Origin of the sequence: Streptomyces sp. NPDC046712 (genome assembly GCF_040645695.1) — a bacterium.
GTDB lineage: Bacteria > Actinomycetota > Actinomycetes > Streptomycetales > Streptomycetaceae > Streptomyces.
The window spans coordinates 110107-130758 of record NZ_JBEYYW010000016.1 but is presented as its reverse complement, the minus strand read 5'-3'; the positions used below and the strand labels follow the sequence as shown (position 1 = coordinate 130758).

Sequence of the window (20652 nt, the reverse complement as noted above, 5' to 3'; positions counted from 1 at the left end):
TCGACCTGTCCACATGTGAACCAACGCCACCGCTCCGTGTCAGCGGTGTCCGCATGCTGGAATGAGCTATCCGTTCTGCGAGAAGCCAGCCATCATGTAACCTGCACGAAATTTCGCGGAGGGCCAACGTCGTCCCTCGGCTGCTGCATATGCCACGACGACGACGGGAGAGCCGATGCGTTCCGACGCCTGGTCGCCCATGGACGGTCGCCCCGCTCCGCAGGGGATGTACGACCCCCGTAACGAACACGACGCCTGTGGTGTCGGGTTCGTGGCCACCCTGACCGGTGTAGCCAGCCACGCGCTGGTCGAGCAGGCGCTGACCGTACTGCGCAATCTCGAGCACCGAGGCGCCACCGGCTCCGAGCCCGACTCCGGAGACGGCGCCGGCATCCTGTTCCAGGTCCCGGACGCCTTCCTGCGCGAGGTCACCGACTTCGACCTGCCCGCCGCCGGCTCCTACGCCGTCGGTATCGCCTTCCTCCCTGCCGACGGCTCCGCACAGGCCGTCTCGCAGATCGAGACGATCGCGTCCGAGGAGGGTCTGAACGTCCTCGGCTGGCGCGAGGTCCCCGTCGCCCCCGAGCTGCTCGGCGCCTCCGCCCGCGCCACCATGCCGGTCTTCCGCCAGCTGTTCGTCGCCGACGGCAGCAGCGAGGGCATCGCGCTGGACCGCAAGGCGTTCGTGCTGCGCAAGCGCGCCGAGCGTGAGGCCGGGACGTACTTCCCGTCGCTCTCCGCCCGCACCATCGTCTACAAGGGCATGCTGACCACCGGCCAGCTGGAGCCCTTCTTCCCGGACCTGTCGGACCGCCGCTGCGCCAGCGCCGTGGCCCTGGTCCACTCCCGGTTCTCCACCAACACCTTCCCGAGCTGGCCGCTGGCCCACCCGTACCGCTTCGTCGCGCACAACGGCGAGATCAACACGGTCAAGGGCAACCGCAACTGGATGGTGGCCCGCGAGTCCCAGCTCGTCTCCGACCTCTTCGGCGAGGGAAGCCTGGAGCGGATCTTCCCGATCTGTACGCCGGACGCCTCCGACTCCGCCTCCTTCGACGAGGTCCTGGAGCTGCTCCACCTCGGCGGCCGCTCGCTGCCGCACTCGGTCCTGATGATGGTCCCCGAGGCGTGGGAGAACCACGACTCCATGGACCCGGCCCGGCGCGCCTTCTACCAGTACCACTCCACGATGATGGAGCCCTGGGACGGCCCGGCCTGCGTCACCTTCACCGACGGCGTCCAGGTCGGCGCGGTCCTCGACCGCAACGGTCTGCGCCCCGGCCGCTACTGGGTCACCGACGAGGGTCTCGTCGTCCTCTCCTCCGAGGTCGGCGTCCTCGACATCGACCCCGCCAAGGTCGTCCGCAAGGGCCGCCTGCAGCCCGGCAAGATGTTCCTCGTCGACACCGCCGAGCACCGGATCATCGAGGACGACGAGATCAAGGCCGGCCTCGCCGCCGAGCTGCCGTACGCCGAGTGGCTGGAGACCGGCGAGATCGAGCTCGAGGACCTCCCCGAGCGCGAGCACATCGTCCACACCCACGCCTCGGTCACCCGCCGCCAGCAGACCTTCGGCTACACCGAGGAAGAGCTCCGCGTCATCCTCGCCCCGATGGCCCGCCTGGGCGCCGAGCCGATCGGCTCCATGGGTACGGACTCGCCGATCGCGGCCCTGTCCGAGCGCCCCCGGCTGCTCTTCGACTACTTCACCCAGCTCTTCGCGCAGGTCACCAACCCGCCGCTGGACGCCATCCGCGAGGAGCTGGTGACGAGCCTGCGCTCCTCGCTGGGCCCGCAGGGCAACCTCCTTGAGCCGACCGCGGCCTCCTGCCGCTCGGTCACCCTGCCCTTCCCGGTGATCGACAACGACGAGCTGGCCAAGCTCATCCACATCAACGCCGACGGCGACATGCCCGGCATGAAGGCCGCGACCCTGTCCGGCCTGTACCGGGTCTCCGGCGGCGGCGACGCGCTCGCCGCCCGCATCGAGGAGATCTGCGCCGAGGCCGACGCGGCGATCGAGGGCGGCGCCCGCCTGATCGTCCTCTCCGACCGGCACTCCGACGCCGAGCACGCGCCGATCCCGTCGCTGCTGCTCACCGCGGCCGTCCACCACCACCTCATCCGTACGAAGCAGCGCACCCAGGTGGGGCTGCTCGTCGAGGCCGGCGACGTCCGCGAGGTCCACCACGTGGCCCTCCTCATCGGCTACGGCGCCGCCGCCGTCAACCCGTACCTGGCGATGGAGTCGGTCGAGGACCTGGTCCGCGCCGGCACCTTCATCGAGGGCCTGGAGCCCGAGCAGGCCATCCGCAACCTGATCTACGCGCTCGGCAAGGGCGTCCTCAAGGTCATGTCCAAGATGGGTATCTCGACCGTCGCCTCCTACCGCGGCGCCCAGGTCTTCGAGGCCGTCGGCCTCGACACGGCCTTCGTCGAGAAGTACTTCAACGGCACGGCCACCAAGATCGGCGGCGCCGGTCTCGACGTCGTCGCCAAGGAGGTCGCCGCCCGCCACGCCAAGGCGTACCCCGCCTCGGGCGTCCCCTCCGCGCACCGCGCCCTCGACATCGGCGGCGAGTACCAGTGGCGCCGCGAGGGCGAGCCGCACCTGTTCGACCCGGAGACCGTCTTCCGCCTGCAGCACGCCACGCGCAACAAGCGGTACGACATCTTCAAGAAGTACACGGACCGGGTGAACGAGCAGTCCGAGCGACTGATGACGCTCCGCGGCCTGTTCGGCTTCACCTCGGATCGCGAGGCGATCTCGATCGACGAGGTCGAGCCGGTCTCCGAGATCGTCAAGCGGTTCTCGACGGGCGCCATGTCGTACGGCTCCATCTCCCGTGAGGCGCACGAGACCCTCGCCATCGCCATGAACCAGCTGGGCGGCAAGTCCAACACCGGTGAGGGCGGCGAGGACCCGGACCGCCTGTACGACCCGGCGCGCCGTTCCTCCATCAAGCAGGTCGCCTCCGGCCGCTTCGGCGTGACGAGCGAGTACCTGGTCAACGCGGACGACATCCAGATCAAGATGGCCCAGGGCGCCAAGCCCGGCGAGGGCGGCCAGCTGCCCGGCCACAAGGTCTACCCGTGGGTCGCCAAGACCCGGCACTCCACCCCGGGTGTCGGTCTGATCTCCCCGCCGCCGCACCACGACATCTACTCCATCGAGGACCTGGCTCAGCTGATCCACGACCTCAAGAACGCCAACCCGGCCGCGCGTATCCACGTGAAGCTGGTGTCGGAGGTCGGTGTCGGCACCGTCGCCGCGGGTGTCTCCAAGGCGCACGCGGACGTCGTCCTCATCTCCGGCCACGACGGCGGTACGGGCGCCTCGCCGCTCACCTCGCTGAAGCACGCGGGCGGCCCCTGGGAGCTCGGCCTCGCCGAGACCCAGCAGACCCTGCTGCTCAACGGCCTGCGCGACCGGATCGTCGTCCAGACCGACGGTCAGCTCAAGACCGGCCGTGACGTCGTCATCGCCGCGCTGCTCGGCGCCGAGGAGTTCGGCTTCGCGACCGCGCCGCTCGTCGTCTCCGGCTGCGTCATGATGCGCGTCTGCCACCTGGACACCTGCCCGGTCGGTATCGCCACCCAGAACCCGGTCCTGCGCGACCGCTTCTCCGGCAAGGCCGAGTACGTCGTCAACTTCTTCGAGTTCATCGCCGAAGAGGTCCGCGAGATCCTCGCCGAGCTGGGCTTCCGTACGCTCGAAGAGGCCGTCGGCCACGCCGAGCTGCTCGACACCAGCCGCGCCGTGACGCACTGGAAGGCGCAGGGCCTGGACCTGGCCCCGCTCTTCCACGTGCCCGAGCTGCCCGAGGGCGCGGTCCGCCACGCCCTGGTCGAGCAGGACCACGGTCTGGAGAAGGCGCTCGACAACGAGCTCATCGAGCTCGCCGCCGACGCGCTGAACGCCGAATCCGCCGAGGCGGCCCAGCCGGTCCGTGCCCAGGTCGCGATCCGCAACATCAACCGCACGGTCGGCACCATGCTCGGCCACGAGGTGACGAAGAAGTTCGGCGGTGCCGGTCTGCCGGCCGACACCATCGACATCACCTTCACCGGCTCCGCCGGCCAGTCGTTCGGCGCCTTCCTGCCGGCCGGTGTCACGCTCCGGCTCGAGGGCGACGCCAACGACTACGTCGGCAAGGGCCTCTCCGGCGGCCGCGTCGTCGTCCGTCCGGACCGCGGCGCCGACCACCTGGCCGAGTACTCGACCATCGCGGGCAACACCATCGCGTACGGTGCGACCGGCGGTGAGCTGTTCCTGCGGGGCCGCACCGGTGAGCGCTTCTGCGTCCGCAACTCCGGCGCGCTGGTCGTCTCGGAGGGCGTGGGCGACCACGGCTGCGAGTACATGACCGGTGGCCAGGCCGTCGTCCTCGGCGAGACGGGCCGCAACTTCGCGGCCGGTATGTCGGGCGGTGTCGCGTACGTCGTCGACCTCGACCGGGACAACGTCAACTCCGGCAACCTGTCCGCCGTCGAGGCACTCACGGACTCCGATAAGCAGTGGCTGCACGACGTCGTGCGCCGCCACCACGAGGAGACCGGCTCGACGGTCGCGGAAAAGCTTCTTGCCGACTGGTCCGTGAACGTGGACCGCTTCAGCAAGATCATCCCGACCACGTACAAGGCAGTGCTCGCCGCCAAGGACGCCGCTGAGCTCGCCGGTCTCTCCGAGGCCGAGACCACCGAGAAGATGATGGAGGCGGCGACCAATGGCTGACCCCAAGGGCTTCCTGACCACCGGGCGCGAGGTCGCCAAGACCCGTCCGGTGGGCGAGCGAGTCAAGGACTTCAACGAGGTCTACGTTCCCGGCTCCCTGCTGCCGATCATCAGCAAGCAGGCCGGCCGCTGCATGGACTGCGGCATCCCGTTCTGCCACAACGGCTGTCCGCTCGGGAACCTCATCCCCGAGTGGAACGACTACGCCTACCGCGAGGACTGGGCGCAGGCGTCGGAGCGGCTGCACGCCACGAACAACTTCCCGGAGTTCACCGGCCGCCTGTGCCCGGCTCCGTGCGAGGCGGCGTGCGTGCTCGGCATCAACCAGCCGGCCGTCACCATCAAGAACGTCGAAGTCTCCATCATCGACAAGGCGTGGGACGCCAACGACGTCAAGCCGCAGGCGCCCGAGCGTCTGTCCGGCAAGACCGTCGCCGTCATCGGCTCGGGCCCGGCGGGTCTCGCCGCCGCCCAGCAGCTGACCCGGGCCGGCCACACGGTCGCCGTGTTCGAGCGCGCCGACCGGATCGGCGGCCTGCTGCGCTACGGCATCCCCGAGTTCAAGATGGAGAAGCGGCACATCAACCGCCGCATCGAGCAGATGCGCGCGGAGGGCACCAAGTTCCGTACGGGTGTCGAGATCGGCCGCGACATCACGGCGACGGACCTGCGCAAGCGGTACGACGCGGTCGTCATCGCCGCCGGTGCGACCACCGCGCGCGACCTGCCCGTCCCGGGCCGGGAGCTCAACGGCATCCACCAGGCGATGGAGTACCTGCCGCTCGCCAACAAGGTCGTCGAGGGCGACTTCGTGACCCCGCCGATCACGGCCGAGGGCAAGCACGTGGTCGTCATCGGCGGCGGCGACACCGGCGCGGACTGCGTGGGCACCGCCCACCGCCAGGGCGCGGCCTCGGTCACGCAGCTGGAGATCATGCCGCGTCCGGGCGAGGAGCGGGCGGCCGGCCAGCCGTGGCCGACCTTCCCGATGCTGTACAAGGTCACCTCGGCGCACGAGGAGGGCGGTGAGCGGGTCTACTCCGTCTCCACCACCCACTTCGAGGGCGACGAGGAGGGCAACGTCCAGTTCCTGCACCTGGTCGAGGTCGAGTTCGTCGACGGCAAGCTGACCCAGAAGCCGGGCACGGAGCGGAAGATCCCGGCGCAGCTGGTCACGCTGGCGATGGGCTTCACGGGTACGGACGTCGAGAACGGCCTGGTCGGGCAGTTTGGTCTGGACCTGGACGAGCGGGGTAACATCGCTCGTGACGCGGACTTCGCCACCAACGTCGGTGGTGTGTTCGTGGCCGGTGACGCGGGCCGCGGCCAGTCGCTGATCGTCTGGGCGATCGCCGAGGGCCGCTCGGCGGCCCGCGGAGTCGACCGCTTCCTGACGGGCGCGAGCGACCTCCCGGCCCCGATCCGCCCGACGGACCGTGCCCTGACGGTCTGACCATCGGTCCGACCGTCCCCCAAGACGTCCCGTACAACGACGTACGGAACTGAGCGCGGCGCCCCCCGAATGTCCCCGACCGGACGACTGGGAGGGCGCCGCGGCGCGTCCGCCTTCAGGAGGCGGGCGAAGGTGCGGGCGCGGGTGAGGGGACGGGGGCGGGGTCCGGGGCCGGTGTCGTGGGTGGGGCGGTGGTGCCGGAGAGCTGGCGTTCCACCGTCTCCAGGTCCCGAATGGCGTGCTCGACGTCCTCCTCGAGGACCGCGAAGATCCCCGGTGTCTCGGGAGCCGCCTCCCGGAACGAGCGGGCGCGACGCCGCGCCGCGCGGAGGTAGTCGAGGACGTTGCGGGCGTACTCGGCCGGCGGGAAGCCGACGTACTTGCTCAGCAGCGATTCCAGTGTGAGCGAGGCCTTCTGGATGTCGGTCGTCATGACGGCGAACAGGTCCCACGGCTCCTGGTCGTCGTGCGGGATCCTCGCGCGCAGCCACTCGTACGCCTGATCCCGCCGGACCAGCGCCTCGTGCACGTTCCGCCGCACCGAGAGCAGCGCGAGCCGGAGCTCCGGCGGAACCGGATAGGCCTCGCCCTCGTCGATGTCCAGCGCCTTGCGGAGGTCGGCGATGTTGGTGAGGGACTTGTCGATGTCGTCGAGAGCGACGCGCAGGACGCCGATGTTCCGGTAGAACTCGGGGTCCCTGCACTGCAGATCGTGGTACCCGGCCAGCCGGTCCGCCGCCGCCTTGATGTTGCGGTCCACGAGGGCGATCTGCTCGAAGGCCCCGGTGTCCCGCAGGATCTCCAGCGCCTGGTCTCCACGCGACCGGGTCACCGCCTTGGCGAAGCAGAAGCCCGCCAGCGAGAACAGCGTGCCGATGACGAAGTCCTTCTCCTCGTTGAAGATGCTCTGCAGATTCTCGTACGCGATCACGGAGATCAGGACCAGCAGGATCAGGCCGCCAAGTCCCCATCGGTACTGCGCACTTGACGGTCTCTCCCGTTCGAGCATCCGACTCAGCATGCTTCCCCCCTCAGTGGCCGGCCCGGTGGAAGGCCAAGGGTCTTGAGCCGGGGTGGCAGTGTCAAGGGCGTGCGGACGTCGCTCGGACGCGCTCGCGTGCGTGGAACCGGGGGACGACGGAGAACTACTGCGTGCTCATCCGGTGCGGGTGCGACGGGTCCGCCGGGCAGACGAAGGCCCGGTACTCGTCGCGCGCCGCCTTGATCCCGGTCGGCCCGTACAGGTCGACCGGCCGCGTGGGGTCCCGGGCGTCCCGCGCCTCGTCGTACGGAACCCAACTCCGCCCTCCTCCACCGGAGTCGATCGTCAGCAGCAGCCGCATCTCCGTGCCGCAGGCGCCGCAGTACACCCGCATGAGATCCGTCCGGTGCCAGGAGTCCCAGCCGCCGATCTTCCAGCCGGGCGCGAGGGAGAGGTCGTACTGGTACCAGGGCGCCGCGTCCCCGGCCCGTTCCTGGAAGGCGTCCTCCCAGGCGTCGATCCGCTCGACCAACTCCCCGGGAAGGTAGTCCGCGAAGGGGTACTCGACGACCCGCTCGGGGAACAGCACGCACGGGTTCGGCAGATACTCCTTCCGCTCCACGATCGCCGGTTCCGGCTGCTCCGACAGCAGCTCCGTCACGTCCGCGGCCCGTCGCCACCGAAGCCGCGTCGAGGGGCCGTAGTCGTGGAGCGACGCGTCGTCATGTCCCCTGAACGGGCACCACAGCACCTGGAGCAGGTCCGTCCCCGGCGGGGGGAACGCCGCCAGGTCCGGCACGTCCCGGACGTAGAACTGGGCCAGGGCGAGCAGCGGGAGCGGGGAGCCGTCGTGCCGGTCCGGTTGGTAGCCGGACAACGTCATCTCGTCCAGCTCCGCGCGTTCGGCCTCGGTGTACGGCACTTGGCCGGTGTCGTCCGCGCGGGGGCGCGCCCAGGCGGCGGCGACGATCCGCTCGTACCGGCGGGCCCGCTCCGGCCGTACACCCGACGCCCCGCCGTGGTCCGTCCCGCACACCGGCCACGCCTCGTCCGCCGGCCAAAGCAACGGCCCGCCCACCGAACTGTCGCCCGCCGTCGGCGCGCCCGACCGCGGATGCAGCAGCGTCGCGGTGCGGGCGTACGCCTTCAGCTCGGGGAAGGGGATGGTGATGTCGAGCGGGCGGTACGGGGTGGTCGGTCTCATTCGCACAGGCTAGCGAGCCAGGCCGCCGCGCCGGCCAGGGCCGCGTCCGCTTCCGGAAGCACCCCCCTCGCCCCCAGGAAGCCGTGGAAGACCCCGGTGTGCAGCTGGACCTGGGCGCGGACCCCTGCCGACGACAGCCGCCGGGCGTATGCCAGCCCCTCGTCCCGCAGCAGGTCGCAGTCGGCCAGCACGACGAGCGTGGGCGGCAGGCCGGCGAGGTCGGGGGCGAGGCCGGGGGAGGCCGCGACGGGGTCGCCGTCCGGGCCCAGGTACTGCTCCCAGTACCAGCGCATATGGGCCGTGGTGTGGAAGAAGCCCTCCGCGTACGCCTCCGCCGAGACGGAGTCCAGCCGATGGTCGAGGGCGGGATAGAACAGCAGCTGGCCGGCGACCGGCGGTCCGCCTCTGTCCCGGGCGCGCAGCGCCGCGGCCGCCGCCAGGTTGCCGCCGCTGGAGTCGCCCGCCAGGAACAGCGGACCCTCGTACTGCGCGGCGGCCCATTCCAGGACCGTGTACACGTCGTCCTCGGCCGCGGGGAAGCGGTGTTCGGGGGCGCGGCGGTAGTCGACGGACACCACCGACGCGCCGGTGCGGTCCGCCAGTTCGCGGCACAGGCCGTCGTGCGTGTCGAGGTCGCACAGGACCCAGCCGCCACCGTGGGCGAAGACGATGACCGGCCTCGGGTGCGAGGGGTCCTGTGCGGGCACCCGGTTCCGTGGGCGCAACGGGTCGTAGAGGCGTACCCGTACGCCGTTCGCCGACGTCTCGGGCGCCGCGGGCACCTCCCGTACCCCCGCCCTGGCCGCCGCCCGTAGGGCCGGCGCGGAGCCCCCGCCGGGGAAGGCCGCCGACATCGCCTCGCACAGCGCCCGGGCCGCCGGTGTCAGTGGATCCGTCATCCGGTCGTCAGCCCCCCGTCCACCGTGAACTCCGCGCCCGTCACGTACGAGGACGCGTCCGAGACCAGGAAGGCGATCAGCTCCCCGACCTCCTCCGCCCGGCCCATCCGGCCGAGCGGTACGTGCGACCAGTCCTTGGCCGCCACCGCCGCGGTCATCGGCGTGTCGATGGCCCCCGGGTGCACCGAGTTGACGCGGACGCCGTACCGCGCCAGGTCGAGCGCGGAGGACCGGGTGAGCCCGCGCAGCCCGAACTTGGCGGAGCCGTACGCCGCGTGGCCCGGGATGCCGACCAGGCCGGCGGTCGAGGAGACGTTCACGATCGAGCCTCCACCCGCCTCCCGCAGGGCCGGCAGCACCGCCTGGATACCCAGGAAAGGTCCCAACAGATTGACCCGCAGGAGGAGTTCGAAGTTCTGCCGGGTCTCCGACTCCACCGGGGCCGTACGCCACAGCGCCGCGTTGTTCACCAGCGCGTCGACGCGGCCGTACGAGTCGAGGGCGCCCGCGACCACCCCCTGCCAGTCCTCCGCGGACGTCACGTCGTGGCGTACGAACAGCCCAGCGTCGCCGAGACCGGCGGCGACCCCCCGGCCCTCCTCCTCCCGTACGTCCGTGAGGACGACCCGCGCGCCCGCCGCCACCAGCAGGCGGGCCTCCGCCGCCCCTTGGCCGCGCGCCGCGCCCGTGACGATCACGACCTTGCCGGACAGGGAGTTCACGAGGCCGCCCCCGAGCGCGTGCGGAAGTGGGGAATGACCTTCTCGCCCCACTGGCGGATGGTCTCCATGCAGACCTCCTGAGGGACGGTGCCCATCTGGATCAGGCACATCACCTCGTCCACGCCGATCTCACGCAGCTGCTCGACGTAGGCGATGGCGGTGTCCGCGTCGCCGTAGGCGTGATCGGTGTTGTACGTGCCGGTGTCCACCGGGCGCGCCGGGATGTTCGCCTCGTGGAGCCGGGCGACCAGTTCCTCGCGGCCCCGCTCCAGCGCCGCGACGTGGTCGATGGTCTCCTCGTCCTCCGCGTAGCCCGTCGGGGCCGGGGCGTTGCCGTACCAGTGGGCGATCGACTCGGCGAAGAAGCGCTGACCGCGGGTGCCCAGCCGCAGCGCCCGCTCGGCGTCGTCCAGGACGATCGTCGGGCAGAGCGCCGAGAAGTGGTTGTTGACCTCGGAGGAGACGAGCCGGGAGCCGTCGCGTACGGCGATGGCCTCGTCGTACACCTTGCGCATCTCGCGGACGTCGTCGGCGCCGGCGAAGCCCATCACCAGTGCCCCGATGCCGAGTTCGGCGGCGAGCTTGAGCGTGTCGTGCTTCGAGCAGGCCATGAAGAGGGGCGGGTGTGGGTCCTGCACCGGCCGGGGCAGGACCGCGCCGGGGCCGATGTCTATGGAACCGTGCCACTCGAACTCCTCCTCGCGCCAGGCGTGGGAGAAGATCCGCAGGGCCTCCTCCATCTGCGGGTACGTGTCCTCGGGGCGTACCCCGTACATCCGCATCTCCTGACGGGTGGCGCCGCGGCCGGCGCCGATGTCCACCCGTCCGCCGCTGAGGACGTCGAGCATCGCGGCACGCTCGGCCACCCGCACCGGATGCTGGTAGCCGAAGGGCATGGTCACCACGCCGTGGCCGATCCGGATCCGCTCCGTACGGGCGGCGACCCAGGTCAGGAAGATCTCGGAGGCGCTCATGTGCGCGTACTGGGTGAGGGAGTGGTGCTCGACCGCCCAGATCCGGTCGAAGCCCATCTTCTCGGCGTGGACGGCCTGTTCGACGCAGTCGTGGATGACCTGACGCTCGCGCTCCGGAGTGGGGTCGACGAGCTGGGCCTCGAAGATCATCGAGAACTTCACAGTGAACTCCTCTATTTCGAATAGGAATACTTCTAGCAGGCATACCTGGGGTGGGGAAGGGGGTCGTAGACTTCGCTCCGTGGCGGACAAGAAGACGGCGGGCCAGGAAGAACAACCGGAGCTTCCGGGGTTCCCGGCGACGAGCTGGGCGGTGCTCGGACTGCTCTCCTTCGGGGAGGAGCTGTCCGGCTACGACCTCAAGAAGTGGTCGGACTGGTCACTGCGCTTCTTCTACTGGAGCCCGTCGTTCAGCCAGATCTACAGCGAGCTCAAGCGCCTGGAGAAGGCCGGCTTCGCCACCTCGCGGATGGTCGCGCAGGAGACGGGCAGCCGCGACAAGCGGGTCTACCGGATCACGGACGAAGGCATGACCGCCGTCCGTGCCTGGGCCCGCACGGCGCCGGTCGACCCGCCGGTGCTCAAGCACGGGCCGATGCTCCGGCTGTGGCTGGGGCATCTCCTCGAACCCGAGCAGATGCGTGAAGTCCTCGCCCGGCACCGGGAGTTCGCCGAGGCCATGCGAGTGCGCGCGGAGGCCGACGTGGAGGGGGCGAAGGCCGAGGAGGCGTGGGCCTATCCCACGCTCACCCTCAAGTGGGCCGAGCGGTACTACGCCTCCGAGCGCGATCTGGCGGACGCCATGCTCGCGGACATCGAGGAGCTGGAGAAGACGCGCGCGGGTTCTGGTGGCGCGGACGGGGGCTCGGGCACGGACAGGGGCGCGGACGGGGACTCGGGCGCGGACAAGGACGCGGGCGAGGGCAGGCGCCCGTAGGTGCGCCGGAAGAAGAGCAGCGGGCCGGTGGCCCGGTGCGCGGTCAGGGCGGTGACCCTGCCGAGCGCGATGGCGTGGTCGCCGCCGTCCAGGACCGCGTCGAGCGTGCACTCGACCGTCGCGAGCACCCCCTCGATCAGCGGTGCGCCGTTGGAGCCCGACCGCCAGGCCGTCCCGGCGAACTTGTCGCCGCCCGTGACCGCGAAGCGCCGGCACAGCTCCTCCTGATCGGCGGCGAGCACGTTCACCGCGAACCGGCCCGCCGCCCGGATCCGCGGCCAGGTCGACGAGGTGTGCGCCGGGCAGAAGCAGACCAGCGGCGGATCGAGCGAGACGGACGAGAACGACTGCACCGCCATGCCGACGGGCCGTCCGCCGTCCGGATCCATCGAGGTGACGACGGTGACTCCCGTACAGAAGCCGGCCAAGGCGGACTTCATGTCCACGGGGCTCGTGGGGCTCATGGGACCTCCTGAGGAATGTTTCTACTAGGTATATGCCTAACCGAAACACCTGTGATTGGATACCGGCCACGCTCGCACGTCAAGTAGGGAGGGTCAGTGATCAGTCCCCAGCAAGTGCCACAGCAACTACCCCGCACACTCGCCGAGTTGCCCGCCTGGGCAGCCGCCGCGCACCCGGACCCGGCCCTCGAAGCACTCGTCGACGGCGAGGTCCGCTGGACCTTCGCGCAGCTGCGCGACGAGATCGCCGCCGCCGCACGTGCCGCCGTGGCCCACGGCATCCGGGGCGGCGACCGGGTCGCGATCTGGGCCCCGAACAGCCGCCACTGGATCACCGCCGCACTCGGCGCGGTCGCCGTCGGAGCCGTCCTCGTCCCGGTCAACACCCGCTACAAGCCCGCCGAGGCCGCCGACATCGTGCGCCGCAGCGGCGCCCGCGTCCTCTTCACGGAGCACGACTTCCTCGGCACCGACTACGCCGCCGCCCTGCACGCCTCCGGCGAGGACCTCGGCGCCCTGCGCTCCACCCTCACCCTCCACGGCCCCGACTGGGACTCCTACCTCGCCGCCGGCGCCACGGTCCCCGACGGCGAACGGATCGCCCGCACCGCCGCCGTACGCCCCGACGACCTCTGCGACATCCTCTACACCTCCGGCACCACCGGCCGGTCCAAGGGGGTGATGACCACCCACGCCCAGACCCTGCGGGTCTACGCCGACTGGTCCCGCCTCGTCGGCCTGCGGCCCGGCGACCGGTACCTGCTGGTCAATCCCTTCTTCCACACGTTCGGCTACAAGGCGGGCGTCCTGGCCTGCCTGCTCAACGGCGTCACCATGCTCCCCGAGACCGTCTATGACGCCGACCGCGTCCTCGAACGGATGGCGGCCGAGCGTGTCACCTGTCTGATGGGGCCGCCCACTGTCTTCCACGGCCTCGTCCACCACCCGCGCCGTGCCGCGCACGACCTGTCCGCGCTCCGTCTCGCCGGGACCGGGGCGGCCACCGTCCCCGCCGCGCTCGTCGAGGAGATACGGACCGAGCTCGGCGCCCCCGACGTCTTCACCGCCTACGGGCTCACCGAGTCCTGCGGTGTCGTCTCGGTCTGCCCGACCGACGCCGACGCCCACACGGTCGCCCACACCGTCGGGCTGCCCCTGCCCGGCACCGAGATCCGGATCGCCTCACCGCTCGGGGAGCCGCTCGGCCCCGGGGAGCACGGCGAGATCCAGGTCCGCGGCCACCACGTCATGCGCGGCTACCTCGACGACCCGGCGGCGACCGCCGAGGCGGTGGTGGACGGCGGCTGGCTGCGCACCGGGGACATCGGCACCCTCGACGAGCGCGGCTACCTCGCCGTCACCGACCGGCTCAAGGACATGTACGTGGTCGGCGGCTTCAACGCCTACCCGGCCGAGATCGAGCACGTCCTGCTGCGCCACGAGGCCGTCCTCGACGCGGCGGTGGTCGGAGCACCCGACGACCGCCTCGGCGAGGTCGGGGTGGCGTTCGTGGTCACGGACGGGGTGCTCGACGAGGACGAACTGACCGCCTGGGCCCGCGAACGGCTCGCCAACTTCAAGGTGCCGCGCCGCTTCGTCCCCGTGCCGGAGCTTCCCCGCAACGCGGGCGGGAAGCTCCTCAAGGTCGCACTGCGACGCGCCGCGAGAGGAGAGGACGCATGAGGCCGACGCGTGAGCAGGAGGAACTGCGGACGGCGGTACGGAGCGTCCTCGCCCGGCACGAGGGCGCGGCCGCCTGGGGCCCGCTCACCGAACAGATCGGCGTCGCGGCGCTCGCCGTACCGGCGGCGTACGGCGGACTCGGCTGTGGGCAGGCGGAGATCGCCGTGGTGGCCGAGGAGTTGGGGAGGTCGCTGAGCCCGGTCCCGTATCTGGGCTCGGCCGTCCTGACCGTGACCGCGCTCCTCGCCTCGGGCGACTGGGAAGCCTGCGCCCGGCTCCTCCCCGGGCTCGCCGACGGCTCGGCGGTCGGGGCCCTCGCATGGGCGGAGACAGGCGGCTGGGAGCCGGCGGCGATCGGGACCGTGTCGGAGGGCTCGTGTCTGTCCGGCCGCAAGGAGTACGTTCTCGCCGGCCCCGCGCGTCCCGATGTGCACCTCGCCTTCGCCCGCGAGAACGGCCGACTCGGACTCTACGAACTCCTCGGCCCGGGCGTCACGTTCACTCCCGTCACCACCCTGGACCGCACCCGGCCCCTCGCCCGCGTCGAACTCGACCGGGCCCCCGCCCGCCTCCTCGCCGCCGACGGGGATGCCGTCCTCGCGCGGGTACGGGACGTGGCCGCGACCGTCCTCGCCGCCGAGCAGGTCGGCGGCGCCGAACGGGCTCTGGAGGAGACCGTGCGCCACGCGCGGCAGCGGGTCCAGTTCGGGCGGTCCATCGGCTCCTTCCAGGCCGTGAAGCACCGGCTCGCCGATCTGTACGCCACCGTCGAGGCCGCCCGCTCCCTCGCCCTCGCCGCCGCGCACACCGACGCCGAGCCGCAGGCCGCGGCGGCCGCGAAGGCCGTCTGCTCGGAGGCGTACGAGACGGTGGCGGGCGAGATGATCCAGCTCCACGGGGGGATCGGGATCACCTGGGAACACCCGGCGCACGACCACCTCAAGCGCGCCCACGGGTCCGCCCGGCTGTTCGGCCCGCCCGCCGTGCACCGGAGCCGTATCGCCGACGCCCTCGGACTCAACGCCCCTTGTTGAGCAGCTCGTTGATCAGCGCGCCGTCCGCCGGAAGCACCCGGTCGTGCCGCAGCGGCACGCCGAGCACCTCCGCGAGACCCCGCAGGCCCGTGTCCACGGCCGCCTCGACGGCCTCGGTCAGGGCCACGACGGCCACCCGTCCCTCACGAAAGCCGGTGAGGGCGAGGCCGGCCGCGACCACCGCCGCCGGCCACCACCCCGCCACCGCGGCGAGGGCGCCGTACGGCACCGTCCACGCGGTCCGCAGCGCCGCCGCCGCATAGCGGTCCCAGGCCGCGTTCACGTCCTGCCGCGTGCCCTCCGGCGCGAGCTGCCACAGGCGCGGCCACACCAGCGACATGTGGACGCCGTGCTGGACCCGTATCCGCTCCTCGACCGCGCCGAACCGGCCCCCGATCCAGGTCGCCCGGGCCGGCACGTCCGTACGCCCCCGCAGCCGTCCCGCCGCCCGCCGCATCCAGCGCGCCCGCCCCGCCCACAGCCGGCCGACACCCGATGCCAGCCAGTCCGCGCCCAGCGCCGAGCCGGCGACCGCGAGGAGCAGGATCACCAGCGCCGCGGCCCGGCCGGACGGCGAGACGTACCGGCCCGTGCGCAGCCGCTCCAGCCACTCGATCGTCGCCGTCACGTCGACCGGTCCCGAGCGGCCGGGCGTCAGGGCCACGGTGCAGGCCACCACGAACAGCAGCCCCGGCAGGACCAGTCGGGTCAGCCAGCGCTCCGTGACCTTCTTGCCGACCTCCGAGAGGAACCCGTCCATCAGCCCGGGCCCCCGCCCGAGGGCTGCGCCGACGCCGCCGGCCTGAGCGGCACGCCGTCCGGATCGTCCGGGTCGAGGTAGCACATCGGCCAGCCGCCCGACTCGTCCCGCGAGCGCCGGGCCGTGCAGCGGCCCGTCGCGCGCGGACAGCGGAAGACACTGCTCACCTCGGTCTCCTCGCTCCACAGCCCGGCCGCGCCGACACCGTCCTTGCGGCGCTCGCCGAGCACCAGGCCGGGATCGTGGCCGAGCCGCCGCATCGCCTCCAGGGCGCTCCCGCCCTGACGGACCTCGTCGAAGACGTCCTCGAACTCGTCGAGCGCGTCGTCCTCCTCGAAGTCCCCACGGACGCTGAGGTACTGGTCGCACAGCCAGGTGCGGGCGCGTTTCTCCAGGGCGCGGTCGGTCATCTTCTCCTTCTTCTTCCGGTGAGCGGGGTCAGGCTCCGACGTGGATGTACGGCATCCAGACCTTCGGCTGGTGCGGATGCTCCGCGCGCAGCTCCGCGAGCGTGGCGTGCAGGGCCCGCGGCGCCCGGGCGGCTTCCAGGACCCCGTCCCGTACGAGCCGCCCGTACACGGCGTCGGTCACGGCCGGGGCGCTCGCGTCCTGTACGGGATACAGGCTGGCCAGCACATGGCGGAAGCCGCCGAAGTGCAGCACCGCCGCCGGATGGGTCGCCTCGTCGGGGACCTCCGGGTCCGGTACGGCGGTGTCGCAGGCCGACAGGAACGCGAACTCCGCGTCCACGGCCGGGATCCGGGCGAGCTGGAGCGGGGTGAGGATCTCACCGCCGCCGATCCGCAGACCCTCGCGGGCGATGCCGTGGCAGACGGCGTGGAAGCGGGTGTGGTCCGGCAGGAGGCGGGTCACGGCGTCGACCGTGGCGCGGTCGTCGTGCAGCCTGACCACCCCCGGCACATGGCGTGCGACGACCTCCGCCTCGGTGCCGACCTCCGGCAGATCCGGCTCGGGCACCGTCAGCAGGAGCAGCCCTCCGTCCGTGCGCGGAGCCTGCCGGGGGCGGCGGGCGTGCAGCAGGGAGGTGAGCGTGGGCGCGTACGAGGGAACGACCCGGCCCGGCACCGACTCCCGTACGCCACCACGCCGGGAGCCGGCGGCGTGCAGCGGGAGATACGTGGCCAGGCCGGTCGGACACCACCAGAGCCGCGGCAACTCGCCGTCGTCCGTGTCGAGTTCGGGCAGAGCGTCGAGGACCGGCCGGGTGATGGTCTCCCACAGCCAGTCCAGCATCCGGGCGCTCGTCCGCGTCCGCCGCATCTCGGCCCGGATGACGAGCGCCTCGGCGGCGGCGACGGCGTCGCCGCCGGATCCGGTCGCCGTCGCCGTGTCCTCCCGTGCCAGCCGCAGGGCCGCGTGTGCCTCGACCAGGCGCTCGTCGGCCTTCTTCGCACGCTCCAGGGCCTCGGTCGTCGCCTCGTGCGTCACGGTGTCCAGCGGTATGACGGTCGGGGGACCCTCGTGGCGCACGACCAGGGCGTGGCAGCCGAAGGCGGTGATGTTCACGACCACCACCGGGCCCTCGGCCGCGGCCGCGCGCAGGGTCGCGTACTCCGGGGTCCGGAGCAGGCCCGCCTCCCTGGTCCGGGTCTCCCACTCGCGGGCCAGCGCGGTACGGCGCTCCGACTGCGCCGGGTCCTCCGCCCCGCCCTCCGGGAGGGGCGTGTCCAGCTCCTCCCGTATCGCGTCGAGGCGCGCGAAGAGCTCCGGGTCGTCCGCCCGCAGCCGGGTCAGCTCGGTCGTCCGCAGGTCGAGCAGCTGCGACCACATCACGGTACGGCCCCGCTCCAGGATCTCCACCGCCTGCTCGGGCCGGCCCGCGCCCACGGCGACGGCCGCCGCGTCGACCGCGAGCTCGTCCAGATCGGCGAGCAGGGCCCGCTGGTCGCCGTGGTCGACACCGCGCCACACGACCAGCGGCAGCAGCTCCACGGCCAGCGCGAACCCGTCGGCTCCGGAGGCCCACAGCCGTTCCTCGGTCGCGCCCACCCGCTCCCGGGCCACCCGGCCGGCGGCGATCTCCACGGCCGTCCCGGCGGCGAAGATGCCCCACATCCGAGCCGCCTGCAGTCGCACCTCGGCAGGCACGGCCGGGTTCTCCGCCGCCGCCCTGAAGGCGTCCGTGGTCTCCTCCCACAGCGTGGGGACGGGATCCGGGTCCTCGTTGACCAGATCCAGGAGCACGGTGCCCAGGAGATAGCGGTACGAGCCCTCCTCTCCCGTCCCCGGCTCCGCCCCGTCGGCCAACTCCTCGGCCAGTCCGCGCGCCTCGGCCAGCGACGCAGCCCGCGGCCCCTCCCCAGGTGCCTCGGTCAGGGCGGCGATCAGCTGGTAGAGACACCCGTAGTCGTCGGACCCGGCTTCGAGGGCGACGCCGGCGCGCAGGGCCGCCACGGCCGCCTCCCACGCCGCGATGCCGCCCTTCCCCTCCCGGACACCGCGAATGTGCTGCCGGCCCAGATTGCGCAGCGCGAACACGCTGGGGCCCTTCGCCCACGGGCGGGAGCGCACGGCTCGTTCGGCGATCTCCACGGCCTCCCGGAGATCGTCCTCGTCGCCGCTCAGATCGAATCGGGCGCCCAGGGCGTCGCTCAGCTGGATGAGGTACGGGCGATCGTCGACGCCCCTCAGCCTGCGGGGCGCGGCCAGCACCTCGCGGCGGATCAGAATCACCTCGTCGAGCGCCGCCGAGCTGTGCGTGTCCTCGTAGCGCTGCCACAACGCGTCGCCGAGGTGGTCCCGCAGCGACCAGACGAACTGCCCGGACCCCAAGCTCCGGAGCACCTGCATTTTCGCCAGTCCCTGCCGGGCCGCCGCGAGGCCCGCGTCCAGCGACTCCATGTCCTCGGTCCGGTTCAGGTGGTTGATCAGCGCCCAGCTGTCGAGGGCCGCCATCATTCCCTCGTTGAACGCGGTCACGCTCGGCAGCCGCCGGGGCCTGCGCAGCGGCGCGGTGACGGCCCGGAGAGCCTCCACGTCACCCGCCCGCATCGGCCTGCTCGCCGCCCGGAACAGCAGCACCCGGAGCACCATGTGTCGGCCCTCGTAGTGGAGCAGCGGAGCCCAGACCAGGAGGGGGACGGCCAGGGCGAGTGCCAGCAGCATCAGCTCGCGGAACTCGACCGGGGTCCTCTCCCACACCTCCCGCGGGCCGTCGACGAGATCGAAGCCGAGCCCCAGGACGGCGCCGCGCGCTGCGAGTGCCACGAGGGCGAGGCACACGAACGCGGCGGCGTAGCCCAGGGGGAGCAGCACTCGCAGCAGGGGCGGTGTGTACCGCCAGCTCTCCGGGATCAGTGGCTCGTACGCACAGCGGACGAGCATCCCGCCCGCCGGCGGGCCGAACAGGACCAGCGAGACCGCCTGCACCATCGTCATCCCGGGCGGCGGGCCGTCCAGATACACGAACAGGCCGCACGCGCCCGGCAGTACGGCGTAGACCGCCCCCAGGATCCATAAGCCGATACGCATGGGGTCAGTCTTCCAAAGGGCGACCGGCCCGTGATCACGTACCCTCGGCATCCTGTACGCGAAGAGGGAGGGGAGGGGCCCATGGCCCTCAGTCTGCGCAAGGTCGAGGAAGCCGCGCCCGCGCTGGTGAGTCTCTACAAGTCGGCAGGGGTCTCCCTCCAGAAGCACGGTATGAGCGGGCAGCGCGTCGCCGTCTATCTGGTGCTCGACTACTCGGGCTCGATGAAGCCGTACTACCAGGACGGCAGCGTCCAGGCGCTGGCCGACCGGGTGTTGGGGCTCTCCGCCAACCTGGACGACGACGGCCGGGTGCCGGTGGTCTTCTTCTCCACCGACATCGACGCCGAGACCGACATCGCGCTCGCCGACCACCAGGGGCGGATCGACCGGATCGTCGCCGGGCTGGGTCATATGGGGAAGACGAGCTACCACCTGGCGATGGACGCGGTCATCGACCACTACCTCGACAGCGGGGCCACCGCCCCCGCGCTGGTCGTCTTCCAGACGGACGGCGGGCCGATCAACAAGCTCGCCGCCGAACGGTACTTGTGCAAGGCGGCGAAGCTGCCGCTCTTCTGGCAGTTCATCGGCTTCGGCGACCCGAGCAGCCGGCAGTTCGAATTCCTTCGCAAGCTGGACGAGTTGGCCGTGCCGGGCAAGCGACCGGTGGACAACGCGGGGTTCTTCCACGCCGGGAAGGACCCGCGCCGGGTCCCGGACGCGGAGCTGTACGACCGGATCGTCGCGGAGTTCCCCGCCTGGCTGGCCGCCGCACGGGCGCAGGCCATCGTCCGGTCATGAGGAGTACGCCGGTTCTGCGGCTGCGGCTGCGGCTGCGGCTGTGACTGTGGCTGGGCGAAAGGCGCTGGCCCGGCGGGTGTTGATCAGGTGATAGTGACGCCATGGCATCTCTTGTGCGACATGTGACGATCGACTGCGCCGACGCGTACACCCTGGCCACCTTCTGGGCCGCCGTGCTGGACTCGAAGGTGTCCGACGAGGACCGGCCCGGCGACGACGAGGCGCTGGTGGAGACGGCGGGCGCGAGCCTGCTCTTCATCCGGGTACCGGAGAAGAAGTCGGTCAAGAACCGGGTCCACCTCGACATCCAGCCGCAGGACCGCACCCGCGACGAGGAGGTCGAGCGGCTGCTCGCGCTCGGCGCGACCCTGACCGGCGACCACCGGAACGCGGACGGGACCGGCTGGGCGACGCTGGCCGATCCGGAGGGCAACGAGTTCTGCGTGGAGCGGTCGCGTTCCGAGCGCTCGGAGTAATCCAGACAGAAGGTGTCGGGTATCCGGTGTTTCCTG

Annotated in this window: 15 protein-coding genes and 1 pseudogene; 7 read left to right on the top strand and 9 right to left on the bottom strand. The window is 71.7% G+C overall.

Annotated features, from left to right (window positions below; translation table 11 throughout):
• The first annotated feature begins 175 nt into the window (after nucleotides 1-175).
• The gene (gltB, locus tag ABZ939_RS21660) at nucleotides 176-4735 is read left to right on the top strand and encodes a glutamate synthase large subunit (protein WP_361857441.1); all 4560 of its coding nucleotides are present in this window, start codon (nucleotides 176-178) and stop codon (nucleotides 4733-4735) included.
• Nucleotides 4728-6188, top strand: coding sequence for a glutamate synthase subunit beta (locus ABZ939_RS21655; RefSeq protein WP_361857438.1), 1461 nt, complete (start codon nucleotides 4728-4730; stop codon nucleotides 6186-6188). The genes gltB and ABZ939_RS21655 overlap by 8 nt, the downstream gene beginning before the upstream one ends.
• 115 nt (nucleotides 6189-6303) lie before the next feature.
• On the opposite strand, the gene ABZ939_RS21650 is transcribed toward ABZ939_RS21655, so the two are convergent.
• The 5 genes from ABZ939_RS21650 to ABZ939_RS21630 all read right to left on the bottom strand — a co-directional run bounded on the left by ABZ939_RS21650 (nucleotide 6304) and on the right by ABZ939_RS21630 (nucleotide 11131).
• A complete protein-coding gene (locus ABZ939_RS21650) occupies nucleotides 6304-7209 on the bottom strand; it encodes a hypothetical protein (RefSeq protein ID WP_361857435.1) in 906 nt (301 codons plus the stop codon).
• A gap of 124 nt (nucleotides 7210-7333) precedes the next feature.
• The gene (locus tag ABZ939_RS21645) at nucleotides 7334-8374 is read right to left on the bottom strand and encodes a hypothetical protein (RefSeq protein WP_361857432.1); all 1041 of its coding nucleotides are present in this window, start codon (nucleotides 8372-8374) and stop codon (nucleotides 7334-7336) included.
• Entirely contained in the window at nucleotides 8371-9273 is a 903-nt protein-coding gene (locus tag ABZ939_RS21640) for an alpha/beta hydrolase (protein WP_361857429.1), read from the bottom strand. Before ABZ939_RS21640 ends, ABZ939_RS21645 begins: the two co-directional genes overlap by 4 nt.
• The gene (locus ABZ939_RS21635) at nucleotides 9270-9995 is read right to left on the bottom strand and encodes a glucose 1-dehydrogenase (protein WP_361857426.1); all 726 of its coding nucleotides are present in this window, start codon (nucleotides 9993-9995) and stop codon (nucleotides 9270-9272) included. Before ABZ939_RS21635 ends, ABZ939_RS21640 begins: the two co-directional genes overlap by 4 nt.
• The gene (locus ABZ939_RS21630; protein WP_361857423.1) at nucleotides 9992-11131 is read right to left on the bottom strand and encodes an LLM class flavin-dependent oxidoreductase; all 1140 of its coding nucleotides are present in this window, start codon (nucleotides 11129-11131) and stop codon (nucleotides 9992-9994) included. Before ABZ939_RS21630 ends, ABZ939_RS21635 begins: the two co-directional genes overlap by 4 nt.
• Nucleotides 11132-11210: 79 nt before the next feature.
• On the opposite strand from ABZ939_RS21630, the gene ABZ939_RS21625 reads away from it, so the two are divergent.
• Nucleotides 11211-11906, top strand: a complete 696-nt coding sequence (locus ABZ939_RS21625) for a PadR family transcriptional regulator (protein WP_361857421.1) — start codon at nucleotides 11211-11213, stop codon at nucleotides 11904-11906.
• 47 nt (nucleotides 11907-11953) lie between these two features.
• Here the strand turns inward: ABZ939_RS21625 and ABZ939_RS21620 are convergent.
• Nucleotides 11954-12295, bottom strand: a pseudogene (locus tag ABZ939_RS21620) (flavin reductase family protein); the annotation flags it as partial.
• A gap of 222 nt (nucleotides 12296-12517) precedes the next feature.
• On the opposite strand from ABZ939_RS21620, the gene ABZ939_RS21615 reads away from it, so the two are divergent.
• Nucleotides 12518-14053 (top strand): FadD3 family acyl-CoA ligase, encoded by a 1536-nt coding sequence (locus tag ABZ939_RS21615; protein ID WP_361857418.1) that lies wholly within the window; start codon nucleotides 12518-12520, stop codon nucleotides 14051-14053.
• A complete protein-coding gene (locus ABZ939_RS21610) occupies nucleotides 14050-15087 on the top strand; it encodes an acyl-CoA dehydrogenase family protein (RefSeq protein ID WP_361857415.1) in 1038 nt (345 codons plus the stop codon). The genes ABZ939_RS21615 and ABZ939_RS21610 overlap by 4 nt, the downstream gene beginning before the upstream one ends.
• On the opposite strand, the gene ABZ939_RS21605 is transcribed toward ABZ939_RS21610, so the two are convergent.
• The 3 genes from ABZ939_RS21605 to ABZ939_RS21595 are packed head-to-tail and all read right to left on the bottom strand — an operon-like array spanning nucleotide 15071 to nucleotide 19339.
• Nucleotides 15071-15847: a hypothetical protein gene (locus ABZ939_RS21605; RefSeq protein WP_361857412.1), complete on the bottom strand. Its 777-nt coding sequence runs from the start codon at nucleotides 15845-15847 to the stop codon at nucleotides 15071-15073. The genes ABZ939_RS21610 and ABZ939_RS21605 overlap by 17 nt on opposite strands.
• On the bottom strand, nucleotides 15847-16257 hold the full coding sequence (locus ABZ939_RS21600; protein WP_361857410.1) for a hypothetical protein: 411 nt from the start codon (nucleotides 16255-16257) through the stop codon (nucleotides 15847-15849). Before ABZ939_RS21600 ends, ABZ939_RS21605 begins: the two co-directional genes overlap by 1 nt.
• A 28-nt stretch (nucleotides 16258-16285) precedes the next feature.
• Nucleotides 16286-19339 (bottom strand): CHAT domain-containing protein, encoded by a 3054-nt coding sequence (locus ABZ939_RS21595; RefSeq protein WP_361857408.1) that lies wholly within the window; start codon nucleotides 19337-19339, stop codon nucleotides 16286-16288.
• An 81-nt stretch (nucleotides 19340-19420) separates the two neighbouring features.
• Between ABZ939_RS21595 and ABZ939_RS21590 the strand changes: the two genes are divergently transcribed.
• Complete coding sequence (locus ABZ939_RS21590) at nucleotides 19421-20140, top strand: VWA domain-containing protein (RefSeq protein ID WP_361857405.1); 720 nt, start codon at nucleotides 19421-19423, stop codon at nucleotides 20138-20140.
• A gap of 101 nt (nucleotides 20141-20241) precedes the next feature.
• Nucleotides 20242-20616 (top strand): VOC family protein, encoded by a 375-nt coding sequence (locus ABZ939_RS21585; RefSeq protein ID WP_361857403.1) that lies wholly within the window; start codon nucleotides 20242-20244, stop codon nucleotides 20614-20616.
• The last annotated feature ends 36 nt before the right edge of the window (nucleotides 20617-20652 follow it).

Bases quoted from the DNA above. Each gene is read 5' to 3' on its own strand.
- ABZ939_RS21650 (WP_361857435.1), bottom strand. From the start codon at position 7,209: ATGCTGAGTCGGATGCTCGAACGGGAGAGACCGTCAAGTGCGCAGTAC.
- ABZ939_RS21645 (WP_361857432.1), bottom strand. From the start codon at position 8,374: ATGAGACCGACCACCCCGTACCGCCCGCTCGACATCACCATCCCCTTC.
- ABZ939_RS21655 (WP_361857438.1), top strand. From the start codon at position 4,728: ATGGCTGACCCCAAGGGCTTCCTGACCACCGGGCGCGAGGTCGCCAAG.
- ABZ939_RS21585 (WP_361857403.1), top strand. From the start codon at position 20,242: ATGGCATCTCTTGTGCGACATGTGACGATCGACTGCGCCGACGCGTAC.
- ABZ939_RS21605 (WP_361857412.1), bottom strand. From the start codon at position 15,847: ATGGACGGGTTCCTCTCGGAGGTCGGCAAGAAGGTCACGGAGCGCTGG.
- ABZ939_RS21595 (WP_361857408.1), bottom strand. From the start codon at position 19,339: ATGCGTATCGGCTTATGGATCCTGGGGGCGGTCTACGCCGTACTGCCG.
- ABZ939_RS21640 (WP_361857429.1), bottom strand. From the start codon at position 9,273: ATGACGGATCCACTGACACCGGCGGCCCGGGCGCTGTGCGAGGCGATG.
- ABZ939_RS21610 (WP_361857415.1), top strand. From the start codon at position 14,050: ATGAGGCCGACGCGTGAGCAGGAGGAACTGCGGACGGCGGTACGGAGC.
- ABZ939_RS21600 (WP_361857410.1), bottom strand. From the start codon at position 16,257: ATGACCGACCGCGCCCTGGAGAAACGCGCCCGCACCTGGCTGTGCGAC.
- gltB (WP_361857441.1), top strand. From the start codon at position 176: ATGCGTTCCGACGCCTGGTCGCCCATGGACGGTCGCCCCGCTCCGCAG.
- ABZ939_RS21590 (WP_361857405.1), top strand. From the start codon at position 19,421: ATGGCCCTCAGTCTGCGCAAGGTCGAGGAAGCCGCGCCCGCGCTGGTG.